The sequence below is a fragment of the Dyella sp. GSA-30 genome, from assembly GCF_027924605.1.
Taxonomy (GTDB): domain Bacteria; phylum Pseudomonadota; class Gammaproteobacteria; order Xanthomonadales; family Rhodanobacteraceae; genus GSA-30.
Genome location: NZ_AP027042.1, coordinates 561,356 through 577,565, shown reverse-complemented (window position 1 = coordinate 577,565; position 16,210 = coordinate 561,356). Strand labels below are relative to the sequence as shown.

The window sequence follows — 16,210 nt, the reverse complement described above, 5'->3', positions numbered from 1 at the left end:
AAGAGCCCCCCTCACCCCAACCCTCTCCCCCGGCAAAGCCAGGGGAGAGGGGGGCGACTGAGGTAAGCCTGATTACTTCGTTCTTGTGCAACTTGGCTCCCTCTCTCCTGGCTTTGCCGGGGGAGAGGGTTGGGGTGAGGGGGGCTTTGTGCTCTACCATCAGATACCCATCGATAGTTACAGCCGAGCACCACCCATGCACTCCCCCATACGCGCAGCCCTGATCGGCTACGGCTACGCCGGCAAGACCTTTCATGCGCCGCTGATCCGTAGCGTACCCGGCCTGGAACTCGCCACTGTGGTATCGCGCGATGCGGCCAAGGTGCATGCGGACTTGCCGCAGATGGCTGTCGTAGCTGACGTGAACGCTGTTATCGCGGACCCGAGCATATCCCTGGTGGTGATTGCCTCGCCCAACGATACGCATGCTCCCTTGGCGCGCACCGCCTTGGAAGCGGGCAAGCATGTTGTCGTGGACAAGCCTTTCGCGCTCGATCTAGCGCAGGCGCGCGAACTGGCGGCGGTGGCGGAGTGGCAAGGCAGGCTGTTGTCGGTATTTCAGAACCGCCGCTGGGATAGCGATTTTCTGGGTGTGCAGCAGGCAATGGCAAGCGGTGTGCTGGGTGAGGTGAAGCACTTCGAGTCGCATATCGACCGCTTCCGTCCGCAAGTGCGCGTGCGCTGGCGCGAGCAGCCCGGCGCGGGCAGCGGCCTTTGGTACGATCTGGGGCCTCATCTGATCGATCAGGCACTGCTGCTGTTCGGCCTGCCCGATCGGGTACTGGCAAGTCTGGCCATACAACGTGATGGTGGCGAAGTAACCGACTGGGCGCATGTCGTGCTGATGTACGGTACGCGCCGCGTCATTGTGCATGCCAGCATGCTGGTGGCCGGCGGTAGCGCGCGTTTCACGCTACACGGCACGCAAGCCAGCCTGGTCAAGACACACGCCGACTGGCAGGAAGCCCAGCTGCTCGCCGGTGTGCACCCAGGCAGCGCAGGCTGGGGCGAAGACCCCGATCCTCTCTTGATCTACGACGGCGAAGGCAAGGTGACAACGTTGCCTGCGCCCTTGGGCGATCAACGTCAGTACTACATCGCCTTGCGCGATGCGGTGCTTGGCACAGGCGCCAATCCCGTTACTGCCGCACAGGCGATTACCGTGATGGCGGTGCTCGAAGCCGCCATGGAGTCGTCCGCCAGCGGTCAAGCTGTCGCGCTGTCGTTGTCCGAGCAGGAGCGTCGAGCATGGTTCGCCTAGGGGTGCGCGGTCGCCACGTCACAGCGTTCGGGGGCGGCCTGGCTAAATGTCACCACCGCGGTGCGGACAATCACATGCACGCGATAGGCGCCGGTAATGTATGACGCCGGTACGGTGCAGGTTTGCGCCAGCATGCGCGAGATCAGCAAAAGGTTCGCCGGACTCTCGTCGACTCGCATATCCGTCACGCCCGAAACGTAGTAGCTGAGAAACGCATGCGAGTGGAAGCGATCTTCGGCAGAAAGATACGGGGAGATCAGCTGATAGATGATGGGGAACTGACTGGCGACATGCGCGGTAACCGGTGAGTATCCCGCCGACCCATCCAGCATGAAAGTATCGATAATGCCATCACCCTTCAGGCCGGCAAGGTCGTCCGCCAGATGGGCGGCGATACGCGTTTCATAGTTCTTTTGCTCACGCAATGCGTTGCCATATGCGCTGGCTATGACGCACATGCCAAGGGCAAGAATGCCTCCGACGGCCAACGCCCACTTGTCCGAAACACGCCATTGCCGCAATGCGGCCTGCGCCAGTATCAGACCGGCCGCCAACAGTGCACCGAAGCCGATCAGCACGCGCGGCACAAAGAGTGGTTTCTCCAGGATCAACATGGGTCCAAGCGCGCATGCAAGTGCGGCGAGGGGTGTAAGCAGGCCGGCCGCAAAGAGGGCCACTCTTATCCGGGCCGTCGCAACATCGACGCGGAGCGCATAGCGAACACTGACGATTGCCGGAAGCGCCAGCATGGAAAGAAGAATCGGCGAGAAATAGAGCTGCCATTGCTCACTGAAGCTCGCAGCAACGTAGGTATAAAAATCGACGAAGTTCGAGGCAACCAGGGGCAGCTGTTGCAAGCTGTGAATCTTCTCGCTGTGCATCCTTACCCAGCCATTGATATGAACCCCAATGATGAGCTGATACAAGAGCATCGCCAGGCCTGCCTGAAGTGCCCGTGATGCAAACTGTCGGATAAGCTGCCGCGGAGTTTTTCCTTCAAGCTGTCCGAGCAACACATCAAGGATGACAAAAACCAGATACGCATTGGTGGCGGCCTGATAGAAGTCCAGGCTGACGAAAATCGATGCGATACCCAGCCACCATCGTTGGCGCGACTGTCCAAGCATGACGATGGGGAGCAGCGCAAAGAATATCGCCAGGCTCATGCTCAAGGCATCGAACTTGTAGGACAGGTTCTCCAGAAAGAAAGGCTGCGCCCCGAGCGGGAAAGCGGCCAGCGCCGCGATCCAGGGCGAGGCGAAGACGTAGCGTCGTGCGATGAGGACACCAGTCCACGCGAGAATGAGGACCGCCCCCATTTGCGTCAACGGCGAGATATCGACCATGGCAGGGTCGTAGGCCTGCAGCATCCTCATCAACAACGTAGTGAGAGGTCGCCCGGTAGCATCCCACGAGCCATGGCCGACGAGTGCTCGCTTCAGGTCGTCGTTGTAGTACTGATCTGCGCGCAAGATCGGAAAAATAACGAACGAATAGAGCCCAAGCAACGTGAGCAGGACGCGGCTGTCGGTGCTCGACGGAGTAAAGCTTGTGTTACCTGGATTCATGGCAGCCGTCGCGGTTGGGCAAATGGCTTTGCCGGCAAAGAAAACGACGTCCCGTCGATGTGATGTTCTATCCGAACGTTGGCTACTATCCTCGCTGTCTCTTTCTTTTCTCTTAGGCGGTCCGAAAGGTTGCCGCAAGAAGTCCTATGGCGAAACGATAGGAGTCGCCCCCACGCTGCTCCTTGCGTAGTGAGGCATGCGATCGTTCAGGCATTCCCAGGCGAGTTTCTCTTCCACCCAGATTTCCTTGGCGGGCGCAAAGTCACCGGCTGCATCGAGCGTGGCCGCGGTGACGTCGATCGTGTTTGCTTTTGAGGGACGTCGGTAGGTCAATGGCGTTCCGCACGTATCGCAGAAGCTACGCACCACATCGGGCGATGACGAAAACTCCTTGGGCTGCCCCGAGACAAAGACGAAATCCTCCTTCCGGAAAACGGCCCATGCGACAGAGGGTGCTCCGGTCGCAAGGCGGCAGCTTTTGCAGTGGCAGAGCGTCGCCGCGATCGGCGCACTCGTAGCACGATAACGGATGGCGCCGCACAGGCAGCCGCCTTCGATGAGGTCGCTCATGATGTCTCCGTTGACGGGTTCTCTGAAAAGGTTATAGGTTCATGATGGTGACCAGTAGGAGAGGTTGCCGTTAGTCGCGACAAGCCATGACGCAACCGCCGGTCGCTGCTGAAACCGCTCCTGCGAGCACCTGGCAAGTTTCTCGAATCGTAACCGTCCCGCCCAGCCAGAGAATCCCATGTTCGTCAGGCAACTCCACTATCTCGTCGCGCTAGCCGAACACAAGCATTTCGCGCACGCCGCCGAAAGCTGCTGGGTGTCCCAGCCGGCATTGTCGGCCGGTATCCGTCAGCTCGAACGCGAGCTGGGGATCATGATCATTCTCCGCGATCGTCGTTTTCAGGGTTTCACGCCGGAGGGCGAGCGGGTGCTGGTGTGGGCACGGCAGACGCTGGCCTCACTGGAGGGCCTTCGCCAGGAAGCCGCGCTTGCGCAATTAGTCGCCGGCGGTCATCTGGCTATTGGTACCGTGCCCTCGGCGTTGCGCGCCGTGTCCATGCTGGCCAGTGAATATCGCCGTGCGATCCCGAAGCTTACGCTGGAAGTGTTTTCCTTGAGCACGCGCGATATTTTTCATCGTTTGAAGAACAAGGAAATTCATCTCGGCATTGCCTATGCGGATGGCTCCGATGCGGCCATAGAAGGCATCGTGCTGTATTCGGAGCGGTTCGTCCTGTTGTCCAGCGACCAGGCCGGCCTGCCCAACAAGTCTTCTTACAGCTGGGCGGAGGCTGCCCGTCTTCCGCTGTGCCTGTTCAATCACGAGATGCAGAACCGCAAGATCGTCGACGCGGCACTCCTGCAAGCAGGCGTTGCGCCCAACGTCGTGGTCGAGACCAATACCTTGAGCGTGCTTTACGAAGAGGTGCGTACAGGCGAGGTTTGCAGCATCGCGCCAGTCAGTGCTCTGCCGGATTACTTCCTGGCGAGCGGCATCAATATCCGTCCGCTCGAACCGCAGCAACTATCTGCCATGAGTTTGTTGCGGCTGCGCCAGGAGACACCGCCCGCCGTCGTCGGCGCTGCGTGGGATATGACCCCGCAGCTGGACTTGCAAGGACGATTGGATGGTGTGCTTGAAAGGCCTGCCCCCTGGCTCGCCTCTTGAGTAGAACTGCTGCACCGCGCCATGGCTAGATAAGTAACGCTTATCACGGCATACCGACAAACGATTGGCCGTCGTCGAAGACGCGCATCCAGACTGCTGGGGCAACGTGGCTACCACGTCATTAACCCACCACTGGAGTGTTTCATGGCCAAGGTTCTTTGCGTCCTGTATCCCGATCCGGTTACCGGCTATCCGCCGGCTTATGCGCGCGATGATGTTCCTGTCATCAAGGGCTATCCCAATGGCCAGACGGTGCCTTCGCCCGCCGGCGAACTCGGCTTCAAGCCCGGCGAACTGATCGGCTGCGTGTCGGGCGAACTGGGCCTCAGAAAGTATCTGGAAGCCAACGGCCACGAACTGATCGTGACCAGCGACAAGGAGGGTGCCGATTCGGTGCTGGACAAGCACCTGCCGACCGCTGATGTCGTCATATCGCAGCCGTTCTGGCCGGCCTACCTGACCGCCGAGCGTATCGCCAAGGCCAAGAACCTCAAGCTCGCCATTACCGCCGGCATCGGTTCGGACCACGTGGACCTGAAGGCGGCCTCCGAACATGGTCTCACCGTCGCCGAAGTCACGTTCTCCAACAGCATCAGCGTTGCCGAGCATGTGGTGATGATGGTGCTGTCCCTGGTCCGCAACTACCTGCCATCTCACCAGATCGCCAACAACGGCGGCTGGAATATTGCCGATTGCGTCAGCCGCAGCTACGACGTCGAAGGCATGCATTTCGGCACGATCGCTGCCGGGCGTATTGGTCTGGCCGTATTGCGCCGCATGAAACCCTTCGACGTACACCTGCATTACTACGATCCGCACCGCCTTTCGCCGGAGATCGAGAAGGAGCTGAATGCGACCTTCCACGAGACACCCGAGTCGTTGGTCAAGGTTTGCGACGTGATCAACCTTCAGACGCCACTGTATCCGTCCACGCAGGGCATGTTCGACGACAAGATGTTCGCCCTGGTCAAGCGTGGCGCGTATCTCATCAATACCGCGCGAGGTGCTTTGTGCGATCGCGATGCGGTGGTGCGCGCGCTGGAGTCCGGCCAGTTGGCCGGCTATGCCGGTGATGTCTGGTTTCCGCAGCCGGCACCGATCGACCACCCGTGGCGCCGCATGCCCAATCAGGGCATGACACCGCACGTATCGGGCACCTCGCTCTCCGCTCAGGCGCGTTACGCAGCAGGCACGCTGGAAATCCTGCAGAACTTCTTCGAGAAGAAGCCGATTCGCCCGGAGTACCTGATCGTCGACGGCGGTAATCTCGCCGGCACCGGCGCCGCCTCCTACAAACTCACCTGAGCGGCTGTCGCACGCATGACGGAAATCAACAAGAACCCCGGGGCGATGGTCCCCGGGGCAGCAAGCGTGTCCGTGCCCAAATTCAACTTCGCGATACGTGGCCTCATCGGCGGTACGGCAGCAATTGTCGTGCTGGGCCTTGCGGGCCAAGGTTTGCATCAGACCGTGCTGATCGCCCCGTTTGGCGCATCCTGCGTGCTGCTGTTCGCCGCACCCGAGAGCCCGTTTGCGCAACCACGCAATCTTGTGTTCGGCCATCTGCTTACCGCGTCCGTGGGCTTGGCCATGCTGTGGCTTGCCGGCAGCAGTATCTGGAGTGTGGGTCTGGCCGTTGGTCTGGTGGTCGCCCTGATGGAGTTGACGCGAACCGTGCATCCGCCGGCCGGGGCGAATCCCATCGTCATCATGCTGGGCGGCAAGGCAAGCCTGCTGTTCCTGTTTACCCCCGTATTGTGCGGCGTGGGCCTGTTGCTGGCGCTTGCCCTGGTCGTCAATAACGTTGGCGGCAAACGGTGGCCCTTGCGCTGGTCGTAGCGTTTCCCGATCGCAAGATTTTCCCTCGGTATCGTCGGGAACAATGAAACGAACCTCCCAACAATCAGTGGGATATCGGCCTCGATATGGGTATTGTTAGCCGCCAAGGAGCTGCGTGCGACTATCGAGACATGAAACGAATCATTGCCCTGTTCGCCCTTATCGCGCTGTGTGCCGGTTGTTTTCTGCAGGCAAAGGACGCCACCCCTGTGTACGGCTACACGGTGGTGCACACCTATCCGCATGACACTGGCGCCTATACCGAGGGTCTGTTCTTTCAGAACGGCTACTTCTACGAGGCTACCGGCGAGATACATCACTCATCCATCCGCAAGGTGGATCCGCAGACCGGCGAAGTGATCCAGCGCGCCAATCTCGATACGTCCGACTATGGCGAAGGCATCGTTGCCTGGAAGAACAAGCTGATACAGCTCACCTGGCAGTCGCACCACGGCTTTATCTACGATCTGGACAGTTTCAAGCCGGTCGGGCAGTTCGACTATCCGGGCGAAGGCTGGGCGCTCACCCAGAATGGCCATCGCATTTTCATGAGCGACGGCACGCCGACCATTCGCATTCTCGATCCGGAGACGCTGCAGCAAACCGGAAAGATCGATGTCACCGCCAACGGCCAACCGCTCGGCAATCTCAACGAAGTGGAATGGGTGAAAGGCCAGCTGTATGCGAATGTGTGGCTGACCCATCGCATTGCGCGCATCGATCCGGTCACCGGCAAGGTTGTCGGCTGGATCGATCTGACCGGCCTCGGGCCAAAGCCGGAAGAAACCATCGATCCGAGTAATGACGTGCTCAACGGCATCGCCTATGACGTTGCGCACGATCGTTTGTTCGTCACCGGCAAACGCTGGCCGCTTATCTATGAGATCAAGCTGACGGCACCGAAGCCAGATTGATAGTACATCTCCTGTCGCGGGGCGCAGGGCAGTTGAAACGTGACGGACTAAACCTTCTGAGAACGACAAGCATCATTCATGGCGTCGTCTTCAGATAGTGGGTGTCCCCAGTGCGCAGAGGGAATGTCTGGATCGGGGCTTTGCTTTCAAGCGGCCTGCTTGTCACATCGATTGCCTTTGGCCGGCCGCCTGGGCCGAACGATCTCCCGGCATCGGTCTATCTGCATCCTCAGCAGATGGTTACCGTCTCGCCCGGGCGGCGGCTCAATCTCTATTGCATCGGCGAAGGCTCGCCAACCGTCTTGTTTGACTCGGGCCTGGGCGACGGGACGCTGAGCTGGCGTTCGGTGCAGGGCGTCGTGGCAAAAATGACGCGAGCTTGTTCCTACGATCGCGCCAACTATTTCTATAGCGACACTGTAGAGCGTAACGCCACCGCACAAGCATCCGTCGACGATCTGCTCGCCCTGGTGGACAGTGCGCATCTGGGCAACCGCATCATCCTGGTCGGTCATTCGCGTGGCGGATTGAATGCACGGCTCTTTGTGTACGAGCACCTAAACAGATTGGCCGGACTTGTCCTGGTCGACCCGACCATCACTCAACGTCTCGTGCCAGCCTCGACACCTGATTATGTGCGGCAGTATGAAAGTTATCTGGCGAGAGGTCAGCAGTTGCGCGGGTGCTATGAAGCGGCGGCGAACCGTGAACTCCGTGAAGACAGCCCCGATCCGATGCATTGCCTGGACGAACTTGACCCCCAAAGCACCGGCGAAGAAAAAGCGCTAGCCGAAGCCGTCCGGCATATGGAAACCCGCCCCATATTTCAGGCCACCCTGTTCTCGGAAAGGCAGCATCTTTTTTACCCCATCGATGATCGGGGCGACTCGACCGATGGCGCACTGATTGCACAGCACCGTCATTCAATGGGCGACCTGCCTTTTGTCGTGATCGCCGCCGATTGGTTCAAGTCGGCATCCTTCAAGGGCCAGCCCAGTAGAGAGCAGGCAAGCTTCTTGCGATGGAACATGGCTCAGATGCGCGAGCTGACGAGCGAATCCAACCGTGGACAACTCGTTATCGCTGCCAGCCGGCATTACGTACAACAAGAACGTCCGGACCTGGTTGTCGATGCCATTCAGCAGGTGCTGAACCAGGCCCGTGGCGTGGAAAGGGGCGCCGTGGAATCTCCTTGACCGCTGCGCAGCTAAACCGACTTCACCTCACCGCCATCCATGCGAAGCATGGTGCCGGTCATCCAGCGCGCCGCAGGCGACACCAGAAAAGCCATGAGTTCTGCGATCTCTTCCGGCCCGCCGTAGCGGGCAATGCCTGCCTCGCGAGGAAAGCGATCCATCGCCTCGGCCATCGTCACGTCATGCAGCGATGCCCAATGTTCGAGATAGGAACGGCGGCGGCCGGTCATGACCGGACCGGGCAGCACGCTGTTGACCTGCACGCCGTCGGAGATGCCTCGATCCGAAAAGGCTTTCGCCAACGCGGCGATGGCTGCATTGATGGTGCCGACAGCGGCGTAGGGGGCTTTCGGAAATATCGCCGAATTGCCGGAGGTGAACACCACCGAACCACCCGCCTTCTTGAGTGCTTCCCAGGCTTCGATGGTCAGGCGTCGTGCGCCGTGCAGCTTGAGTGCCATGCCACCGTCCCATTGCTCGTCAGTCATCTCGAATAGATCGATCTGCGGCACGGCGCCGGCGATATTGAGCAGGGCGTCGATGCGGCCGAATGCGGACAAAGTCGTCTCGACAACGACGCGTGCAGCCGCCTTCTCTGCAAGGTCGATATCGATAACCAGGGGTTCCGCGCCGTGCGCGATAACGGCTTTCGCCGTCTCCAGCAGGTGTTCGCGATTTCTCGCAACCAGCACTACTTGGCGGAAATCCTTGGCCAGGCGAATGGCCGTGGCTTGACCGATGCCCTGGCTGGCTCCGGTGACTATGGCAGTTGAGTTGGACATGGCAGTGCTCCGGATTTCCAATCAATCAGCAAAGAAGGTGCGAATGGCATCCGCGATCTCGCTCGCATGCGTCTCCAGAGCGAAATGCCCGGTATCGACGAAGCGAATCTGCGCATCCGGGATGTCGCGCTTGAACGCTTCGGCACCCGGCGGCAGGAAGAACGGATCGTTCTTGCCCCACACCGCCAGGAAACGCGGGTGGTGCTTGCGAAAATAAGCCTGGAAGGTCGGATAGAGCGCCAGGTTGCTCTGGTAATCGAGGAACAGATCCAGCTGGATATCGTCCATGCCTTCGCGAGCGAGGTAGTAGTTATCCAGCGCGATGCCGTCGGGCGATACCAGGGATTCTTCGGCGACGCCATGGATGTACTGCCAGCGTGTGGTCCCCGGTGCCAGAAACGCACGCAGTGCCTCGCGGTTTGCGTCTGACGGGTTCTCCCAGTAGGCGCGCATGGGGCTCCAGCCGTCACTCAAGCCATCTTCATAGGCGTTACCATTCTGAGAAATGATGCCGGTGATGCGCTCCGGATGCTTGACGGCGATACGGAAGCCGGTCGGTGCGCCGTAATCGAAAACATAGATGGCGAAGTGATCAAAGCCGATGACTTCGGTAAAGCGGTCGATCACGTTGGCGATGTTGTCGAAGCTGTAGGTGAATTTATCGCGCGACGGCATGTCCGATCGGCCAAAGCCCGGCAAATCCGGCGCGACGATATGAAAGTTCTCGCTCAGCAAGGGAATGAGATCGCGGAACATATGGCTGGAAGTCGGGAATCCATGAAGCAACAACAGTTTCGGCTTTCCGGGTGTGCCGGCTTCGCGATAGAAAATATTGAAATCATCGACAAGAACCTGGCGATAGCGGATCGTGGACATGGCGCTTTTCCTATAGGTGCAGTTGAAATGGAATGGCTGGCGTTACGTGACTTTTTTTTGAGGCGACAGGTCATGACGCAGCCTCGGATTGAGTACGGACTTCACGCTGCGCTGTGTTGTATGGCGTCGACGATGACGTCCACGACCAGCGAAGGCGCCGTCACGCTCGGCAAGTGGTCGACCGGATAGGCACGGATGTGTGCGTTCATGCGTTCAGCCATGAAACGCTGGGTTTGTTCGGGAACCATGTGATCGCGTTGCGCCACCAGGTACCAGCTGGGTACGCGCTTCCACAGCGGCGCGCCGACGGGAACCGTGATGCTGGCCGGCGAAATGGGCCGCTGGGATGCGGCCAGCAGCTTGAGCTCCTGGGCCGTCGCGTGTTGCGCGAATGCCGTTTCGAAAGCTTCCACCGGCAACCGGATCCAACCGTCGCCATCCGGCGCCAGAACCGGCGCCTTGTCGTCGTGTTCGTAGCGATAGAACACATCCGCCACCGTCTCGCCTTCGTCCGGTGCCAGGCCCGCGACGTAGACGAGTGCTTTCACCTTGTCGCTCTGCGTCGACGCGATAACGGCGCCCGCATAGGCATGACCGACCAGGATCGCCGGTCCATCGACTCGTTCAAGAGCGCCATCGAGCGCCGCCACGTCGTCGGGCAACGAAGACAGCGGTAAGGCTAAAGTAACTGTCTTGATGCCTCTGGACTGGAGCAGGTCGGTCACCTTGGTCCAGCTCGATTCGTCTGCCCAGGCGCCGTGGGCGAAAACTACGGTTACTGCTTTTGCGTTCATTTCTGCCAGTTCCTATGCGGTAGTGCCTCAACGGAGGGGCGGGCTGGCGGCTTGAAATTTACGTAACCGCCTAAATATTGTTTGAGAGGTTACTCAGGCAGACGTAACTTGTCAACATGCTTTTAGACGGTTACTCTTAACCGCAGGAGACGCCCTATGACCCCATCCACGCCCGCCCTTTTCCTCGCCGACTCGCTCGGACTGGACTTCCTCAATTCCGTCTTCACGCCGGTGGAGACACAGGTCGATACGCTCGAAGACGGTGAGGGACTGTTGAGCTGGCTTCAGCAAGCGCAGCTGGTGCCCGAAGAGGTGCTTCGTTCGGCACGTGAGCGGGCCATTCCTGGAGAAGTCGACCGACTTGCAGGGCAAGCGAGGGCGCTTCGTGAGTGGTTTCGTGCTTTTGTGCGTGAGCACAAGGGGCGCCCGCTGGCGGGGGCGGACCTGATGGAACTTGCGCCGATCAACGAGCTGTTGACTCGCGATGAGCGCTACACGGAGATCGTCGCGGGGGAGTCGTCGATATTCACGCTGACCCCGATGCGGCGTTGGACGTCACCCGATGCCTTGCTGCTGCCGATCGCCGAGGCCATGGCGCGATTGGTTTGCGAAGAGGATTTCTCGCATGTGAAAGCATGCGAGGGACCTGCATGCACCTTGCTTTTCGCCGATCACACGAGAGGGCATGCGCGCCGCTGGTGCAGCATGGCGATCTGCGGCAATCGTGCGAAACAGGCGGCGCACCGGCTTCGTCAGAAGCTCCCTGCCGCGTAATGCACAGCTAGAGCAGCCTCGCCTGGGAGAGCTTGACCATACAGTCTCGAACCGGGCGCCAGGGGGCCAGGAGAACCCCTCCTATTCGTCATCCCGGCCTGCGCCGGGATGACGATGGAAACGGGGATCTTTTTCGAAGCTAGACGCTACGCCCCGACACATTGCGCATGCAGCGCGCCATATGACTGGAGTGGGCAAAGCCACATTCCATGGCGATCTCGGTCATGCTCTTTTCGCCCTGCAGCAAAAGCGCACGTGCACGCTCCACGCGCTGCTCTAGCACGAAGCGATGTACCGGTGTCCCCGCCGCCTGCTTGAACAGCGACTTGAAGTGCGACAGGCTGAAACCGGCAACGTCCGCAAGCTCGGCGAGCGCGAGATTCCGATCGAGGTTCACCTCGATGTATTCGATCACCCGGCGCAACCGCCATGGCGGCAGACCGCGCCCGGACTTGGGCTGCGGCTCATCGCGGCGTGTCTGCAGTGCGACCATGCGCGCCGCCAGTGCGGTGGCGAGGCTGTCCATGAACAGCCGTCCGGTTGGGCAGCCCTCTTGGTCCTCGGCCTGCATGATCCAGCCGATGCGTTCGATCTGTGCATCGCGCATCTGGATGCGTGGTGCGAGCTCGGCGACGTGCGGCTTTAGGTTCATCGCATCGGCGGTTTCCTGCACGAACGCCGGTGACAGGCGAACCAGAAATGCGCCGGCGGGTCGATCGAACATCCAGCGATGCGCCGTTCCTGCCGGCACGATGGAGCAGTGCCCCTGGATCTGAAGGCCGTGCCGTTCCTGTCCGTCCATGCGGCAAGTCACCTGAACGGGTTGGCCCAGGTGATAGTCGAACGTGTGGAAGCGGTCATCGACCGGCGGCTCGATATATCCCGAAGGAACCGGCACCGTCACAAGATCGACCAGCGGCGCGCGCTTCTGGCCGCCATCGGGCGCAACCGCAGGCGGGGAGGGCGGTGTGGTATCGGGGTGGCGCGGGGAACCGTCGCTCATGGCCGGATTCTTCTATGTCCTCCGGCGTGGCGCAAGGAAAAAACCGCCCGTGTCCGCTATCGGCCTTTTATGCGCGCGAAGCGTTGGCCCGGCAACCCATATTGCCGTGACACGAGTTGCCCGGAGAACCGGTATGAGACGAAGAGAGTTTCTGGCATTGACCGGCGTCACCTTGGCCGGTGTGGTCATGGGCGGCTATGGGTCGTGTGTGAATGCGAGTCCGGGCGCAAATGCATCGCAACCGATGAACGCGGCAGCTTACCGCGCGTTGCGGCGCTATGCGAAAACGCCGTTTGGCGATATCGCCTATGTGGAGCGTGGCAACGGTGCCGCTGCGCTGTTTGTGCACGGATACCTTCTCAACGGGTTCCAGTGGCGTGGCGCGCTGGAACGACTGTCGGCGCATCGTCGTTGTATTGCGTTGGACCTGATGGGGCTGGGTTATACCGAGGTGGCCCAGGGGCAGAGCGTGACGCCGGATGCGCAGGTGGCGATGATGGTGAGCTTCCTGGATGCGCTGTCCATAGACAAGGTCGACATCGTTGCCAGCGATAGCGGCGGCCAGGCTGCGCAACTGTTACTTGTGCGGCATCCCGCCCGGGTCCGCAGCATACTGCTCGCCAATTGCGACACCGAACCCGATAGCCCACCGGCTGCACTGAAAAAGACGCTGGAATGGGCGCACGCAGGGACCCTGCCGGAGCGGCTTATAGCGCCCTGGATCGCAGACAAGGATCGGGCACGCCGGGAGTACCGGGATCTCTATACCTATCCAACGAATCCCACCGACGAGGCGAACGAATACTACTTTCCGCCGTTGATCAGCACGCCGCGGCGCAGGGAGCTGGTACAGGCCTATACCATCGGGCTGGAGCACAACCCGCTGATCGGCATCGGACCATTGCTCAAGCGTAGTTCCGTGCCTGCGCGCATCGTATGGGGCACGGGCGACACCATCTTCTCGCCGGTCGGTCCGGACTATCTGGACCGCAGCTTCGGTCATTCGCTGGGCGTTCGCCGGGTCGAGCAAGCCAAGCTGTTTTTCCCGGAGGAACTGCCGGACGTGGTTGCTGAAGAGGCTCGGCGACTATGGAATGTGCCTGGATGAGCGGTGCTGCATTGCATTTGTTACGTCAGGCATGAATGGCGATACTCGCGATCGGCACGGGGCCAGCATGCGAGGCGAAAAGATTCCATGAATCCATCCGAACGTATCGACCAGTTGATCGCGAGTATCGAGGATTGGCGCGGCAAGACATTCGCCGCCGTCCGCAAGAGCATCCTTGCGGCCGACCCGGAGATCGTCGAGGAATGGAAATGGATGGGCAGCCCGGTGTGGTATCGCGATGGCATCATCGCGGTGGCCAATGCCCACAAAGGCAAGGTGAAGCTGACCTTCTCCTATGGGGCAAGCCTTCCCGATCCCGACAAACTGTTCAACGCGGGTCTCGACGGCAACGCGCGACGAGCGATCGATTACTTCGAAGGCGACAAGGTCGATAGTGCCGCTCTGAAAAAGCTCATTCGGGCCGCCATTGCCTACAACCAGAGCAAGTCGAAGAAGAAAGCGCCAGCGGCTGTGCGAGCGAAAGCGACGAAAAGCAAGAAGGCGTGAAGCCGTAGCGGCAGCCCAGGCTATCGACGCGCGTACCGCGTGGTGGTCCAATCGACAACATGTCCCTACGTCCACATCGCACATTCACAGGAGGCTTTCATGGATCGCCTTGATGCCATGAAGGTCTTTATCGCGGCGCTCGATGAGGGCAGCCTCGCGGGCGCCAGCCGCCGAACCGGGCGTTCGGCGGCGGCGGTAAGCAGGGCGGTGGCGTTTCTCGAGGCACATGTCGGCGTGCCGCTGCTCCACCGCACCACCCGATCGATCAAGCTGAGCGAGGCGGGCGAGCGCTACGCCCTGGCCTGTAGAAAGGTACTCCTGGATCTGGAAGAAGCAGACAGGAATGTCGCCGGCGAAAAATCCGTGCCCAGAGGCACCTTGACGATTACCTCCACTGTGTTCAGCGGCGTGGAGATACTGCGCCCCATCGTCGACGCGTTCATGGACGAATACCCGACGGTCAATGTGCGGATGCATATGCTGGAGCGGCCGGTCAATCTGATCGATGAAGGCATGGACCTCGCGTTGCGCATTACGCACCTGGCCGACTCGACGCTGGTGGCGCATCGGGTAGGTGATGTGCGGCGAGTGGTCGTGGCATCGCCGCGTTATCTGGCGACGCATCCGCGGATTGCGGAGATTTCCGACCTGGCCAAGCATCAGATCATCGCCATGTCGCATATGGGGCAGGAGTCATGGAGCTTTCCTCCCTTGGCGGGTTCGTCGGTTCCGCGCTCCGTCTCGCTGGTGCCGCGTCTGGTGATCAACAACGTGCGCGCCGCGGTGGAGTCGACGCTCGAAGGGTATGGCGTGTCGCGGCTGCTCTCCTATCACGTCGCACAGGAGGTCAAGCAAGGATTGCTTCGCATCGTTCTGGCCGACGCCGAACCTGCGCTCATTCCGGTGCATCTGGTATCGCCGTACGGCCGCCTTGCGGTGCCCAAGGTGCGTGCGTTCGTCGACTTCGCGCTTCCGCGCCTGCGCACGATATTCGTATCCCGGGCCAGAGAGATCGAGATGGCCCCCGATCCGGCGATTCCACCGCGGCGCGGAAGAAAGTCTGCCGAATAGCGGGGATTCGCTAATCGGCAGCGTGCTCCTAGATTGAGGACGTCCCGGCGCTGAGTCGGGCCCCCTTCCTCTTGGAGTGATACATCATGACTAGCCAACAGAAAGTCGCCATCGTTAGCGGCGCATCGCAAGGTATTGGTGCAAGCGTGGTCAAGGCGTTCCGCGATCGCAATTACCGCGTGATCGCCAATTCCCGTTCGATCAAGCCGTCGAGTGACCCCGATGTCATCGCCGTGGCGGGCGATATCTCCGACCGTGCTGTTGCCGAGCGCATCGTCTCCGAAGCGATGTCGCGTTTCGGCCGTATCGATACCTTGGTGAACAACGCCGGTGTCTTCGTCGCCAAACCGTTTACCGCGTACTCCCAAGAAGACTATGCAAGCATTCTTGCGGTGAATCTCAATGGGTTTTTCCATATCACGCAGTTGGCGATCGCGGAGATGGAGAAACAGGGCAGCGGACATATCGTCAACATCACCACGACGCTTGCCGAACAGGCCATCGAAGGCGTTCCGTCGGTGCTGGCATCGCTCACGAAAGGCGGCTTGAACGCCGCGACCAAGTCGCTCGCCATCGAGTACGCCAAGCGCGGCATCCGGGTGAACGCCGTGGCGCCGGGGGTCATCAAGACGCCGATGCATGCTCCGGAGACTCACGGCATGCTCGCGGGATTGCATCCGGTCGGTCGGATGGGTGAGGTGTCCGATGTCGTGGATGCGATTCTTTATCTCGATGGCGCAGGATTTGTCACGGGCGAGATTCTGCATGTCGACGGCGGGCAGAGCGCGGGTCATTGATCGCTCCCGGGGTGGGCATCTTGCCCGCCCCGATCTCTCGCG

17 protein-coding genes are annotated in these 16,210 nt (G+C 60.5%); 11 read left to right on the top strand and 6 right to left on the bottom strand.

Translation table 11 applies throughout. From position 1 onward, the window contains the following. The first annotated feature begins 196 nt into the window (after positions 1–196). Positions 197–1,261 carry an oxidoreductase gene (locus QMG46_RS02670; RefSeq protein ID WP_281850906.1) on the top strand — a complete coding sequence of 355 codons (1,065 nt, stop codon included), beginning with the start codon at positions 197–199 and terminating at the stop codon, positions 1,259–1,261. Here QMG46_RS02670 and QMG46_RS02665 read toward each other — a convergent pair. Together QMG46_RS02665 and QMG46_RS02660 are read right to left on the bottom strand one after the other, a co-directional pair. Then, entirely contained in the window at positions 1,258–2,967 is a 1,710-nt protein-coding gene (locus QMG46_RS02665) for a glucosyltransferase domain-containing protein (RefSeq protein ID WP_281850905.1), read from the bottom strand. The two genes, QMG46_RS02670 and QMG46_RS02665, sit on opposite strands and share 4 nt — an antisense overlap. 6 nt (positions 2,968–2,973) lie before the next feature. Continuing rightward, the gene (locus QMG46_RS02660; protein WP_281850904.1) at positions 2,974–3,399 is read right to left on the bottom strand and encodes a GFA family protein; all 426 of its coding nucleotides are present in this window, start codon (positions 3,397–3,399) and stop codon (positions 2,974–2,976) included. Positions 3,400–3,577: 178 nt separating this feature from the next. Between QMG46_RS02660 and QMG46_RS02655 the strand changes: the two genes are divergently transcribed. The 5 genes from QMG46_RS02655 to QMG46_RS02635 all read left to right on the top strand — a co-directional run bounded on the left by QMG46_RS02655 (position 3,578) and on the right by QMG46_RS02635 (position 8,456). Then, positions 3,578–4,507 (top strand): LysR family transcriptional regulator, encoded by a 930-nt coding sequence (locus QMG46_RS02655; RefSeq protein WP_281850903.1) that lies wholly within the window; start codon positions 3,578–3,580, stop codon positions 4,505–4,507. 144 nt (positions 4,508–4,651) lie between these two features. Further along, the gene (locus QMG46_RS02650; protein WP_281850902.1) at positions 4,652–5,812 is read left to right on the top strand and encodes an NAD-dependent formate dehydrogenase; all 1,161 of its coding nucleotides are present in this window, start codon (positions 4,652–4,654) and stop codon (positions 5,810–5,812) included. Positions 5,813–5,878: 66 nt separating this feature from the next. Next, positions 5,879–6,346, top strand: coding sequence for an HPP family protein (locus QMG46_RS02645; protein WP_281850901.1), 468 nt, complete (start codon positions 5,879–5,881; stop codon positions 6,344–6,346). A gap of 131 nt (positions 6,347–6,477) precedes the next feature. Further along, the gene (locus QMG46_RS02640) at positions 6,478–7,260 is read left to right on the top strand and encodes a glutaminyl-peptide cyclotransferase (protein WP_281850900.1); all 783 of its coding nucleotides are present in this window, start codon (positions 6,478–6,480) and stop codon (positions 7,258–7,260) included. A gap of 140 nt (positions 7,261–7,400) precedes the next feature. Then, positions 7,401–8,456, top strand: a complete 1,056-nt coding sequence (locus QMG46_RS02635; protein WP_281850899.1) for an alpha/beta fold hydrolase — start codon at positions 7,401–7,403, stop codon at positions 8,454–8,456. 11 nt (positions 8,457–8,467) lie between these two features. Here QMG46_RS02635 and QMG46_RS02630 read toward each other — a convergent pair whose 3' ends face one another. From QMG46_RS02630 to QMG46_RS02620, 3 genes are all read right to left on the bottom strand, one after another. Then, positions 8,468–9,238, bottom strand: a complete 771-nt coding sequence (locus QMG46_RS02630) for an SDR family oxidoreductase (protein ID WP_281850898.1) — start codon at positions 9,236–9,238, stop codon at positions 8,468–8,470. Positions 9,239–9,259: 21 nt separating this feature from the next. Continuing rightward, the gene (locus QMG46_RS02625) at positions 9,260–10,114 is read right to left on the bottom strand and encodes an alpha/beta fold hydrolase (RefSeq protein WP_281850897.1); all 855 of its coding nucleotides are present in this window, start codon (positions 10,112–10,114) and stop codon (positions 9,260–9,262) included. A 101-nt stretch (positions 10,115–10,215) separates the two neighbouring features. Beyond that, positions 10,216–10,908 carry an alpha/beta fold hydrolase gene (locus QMG46_RS02620; protein WP_281850895.1) on the bottom strand — a complete coding sequence of 231 codons (693 nt, stop codon included), beginning with the start codon at positions 10,906–10,908 and terminating at the stop codon, positions 10,216–10,218. Between the two features lie 156 nt (positions 10,909–11,064). Here QMG46_RS02620 and QMG46_RS02615 point away from each other — a divergent pair, with 156 nt between their 5' ends. Beyond that, on the top strand, positions 11,065–11,682 hold the full coding sequence (locus QMG46_RS02615; RefSeq protein ID WP_281850894.1) for a CGNR zinc finger domain-containing protein: 618 nt from the start codon (positions 11,065–11,067) through the stop codon (positions 11,680–11,682). Between the two features lie 139 nt (positions 11,683–11,821). On the opposite strand, the gene QMG46_RS02610 is transcribed toward QMG46_RS02615, so the two are convergent. Further along, positions 11,822–12,685: an AraC family transcriptional regulator gene (locus tag QMG46_RS02610; RefSeq protein ID WP_281850893.1), complete on the bottom strand. Its 864-nt coding sequence runs from the start codon at positions 12,683–12,685 to the stop codon at positions 11,822–11,824. Between the two features lie 133 nt (positions 12,686–12,818). Here QMG46_RS02610 and QMG46_RS02605 point away from each other — a divergent pair, with 133 nt between their 5' ends. The 4 genes from QMG46_RS02605 to QMG46_RS02590 all read left to right on the top strand — a co-directional run bounded on the left by QMG46_RS02605 (position 12,819) and on the right by QMG46_RS02590 (position 16,168). Beyond that, positions 12,819–13,793: an alpha/beta fold hydrolase gene (locus QMG46_RS02605; protein ID WP_281850892.1), complete on the top strand. Its 975-nt coding sequence runs from the start codon at positions 12,819–12,821 to the stop codon at positions 13,791–13,793. A gap of 87 nt (positions 13,794–13,880) precedes the next feature. After that, positions 13,881–14,300, top strand: a complete 420-nt coding sequence (locus QMG46_RS02600) for a DUF1801 domain-containing protein (protein WP_281850891.1) — start codon at positions 13,881–13,883, stop codon at positions 14,298–14,300. Positions 14,301–14,399: 99 nt separating this feature from the next. Continuing rightward, positions 14,400–15,371 carry a LysR substrate-binding domain-containing protein gene (locus tag QMG46_RS02595; RefSeq protein WP_281850890.1) on the top strand — a complete coding sequence of 324 codons (972 nt, stop codon included), beginning with the start codon at positions 14,400–14,402 and terminating at the stop codon, positions 15,369–15,371. Between the two features lie 86 nt (positions 15,372–15,457). Beyond that, positions 15,458–16,168, top strand: a complete 711-nt coding sequence (locus QMG46_RS02590) for an SDR family NAD(P)-dependent oxidoreductase (RefSeq protein WP_281850889.1) — start codon at positions 15,458–15,460, stop codon at positions 16,166–16,168. Positions 16,169–16,210: the final 42 nt, after the last annotated feature.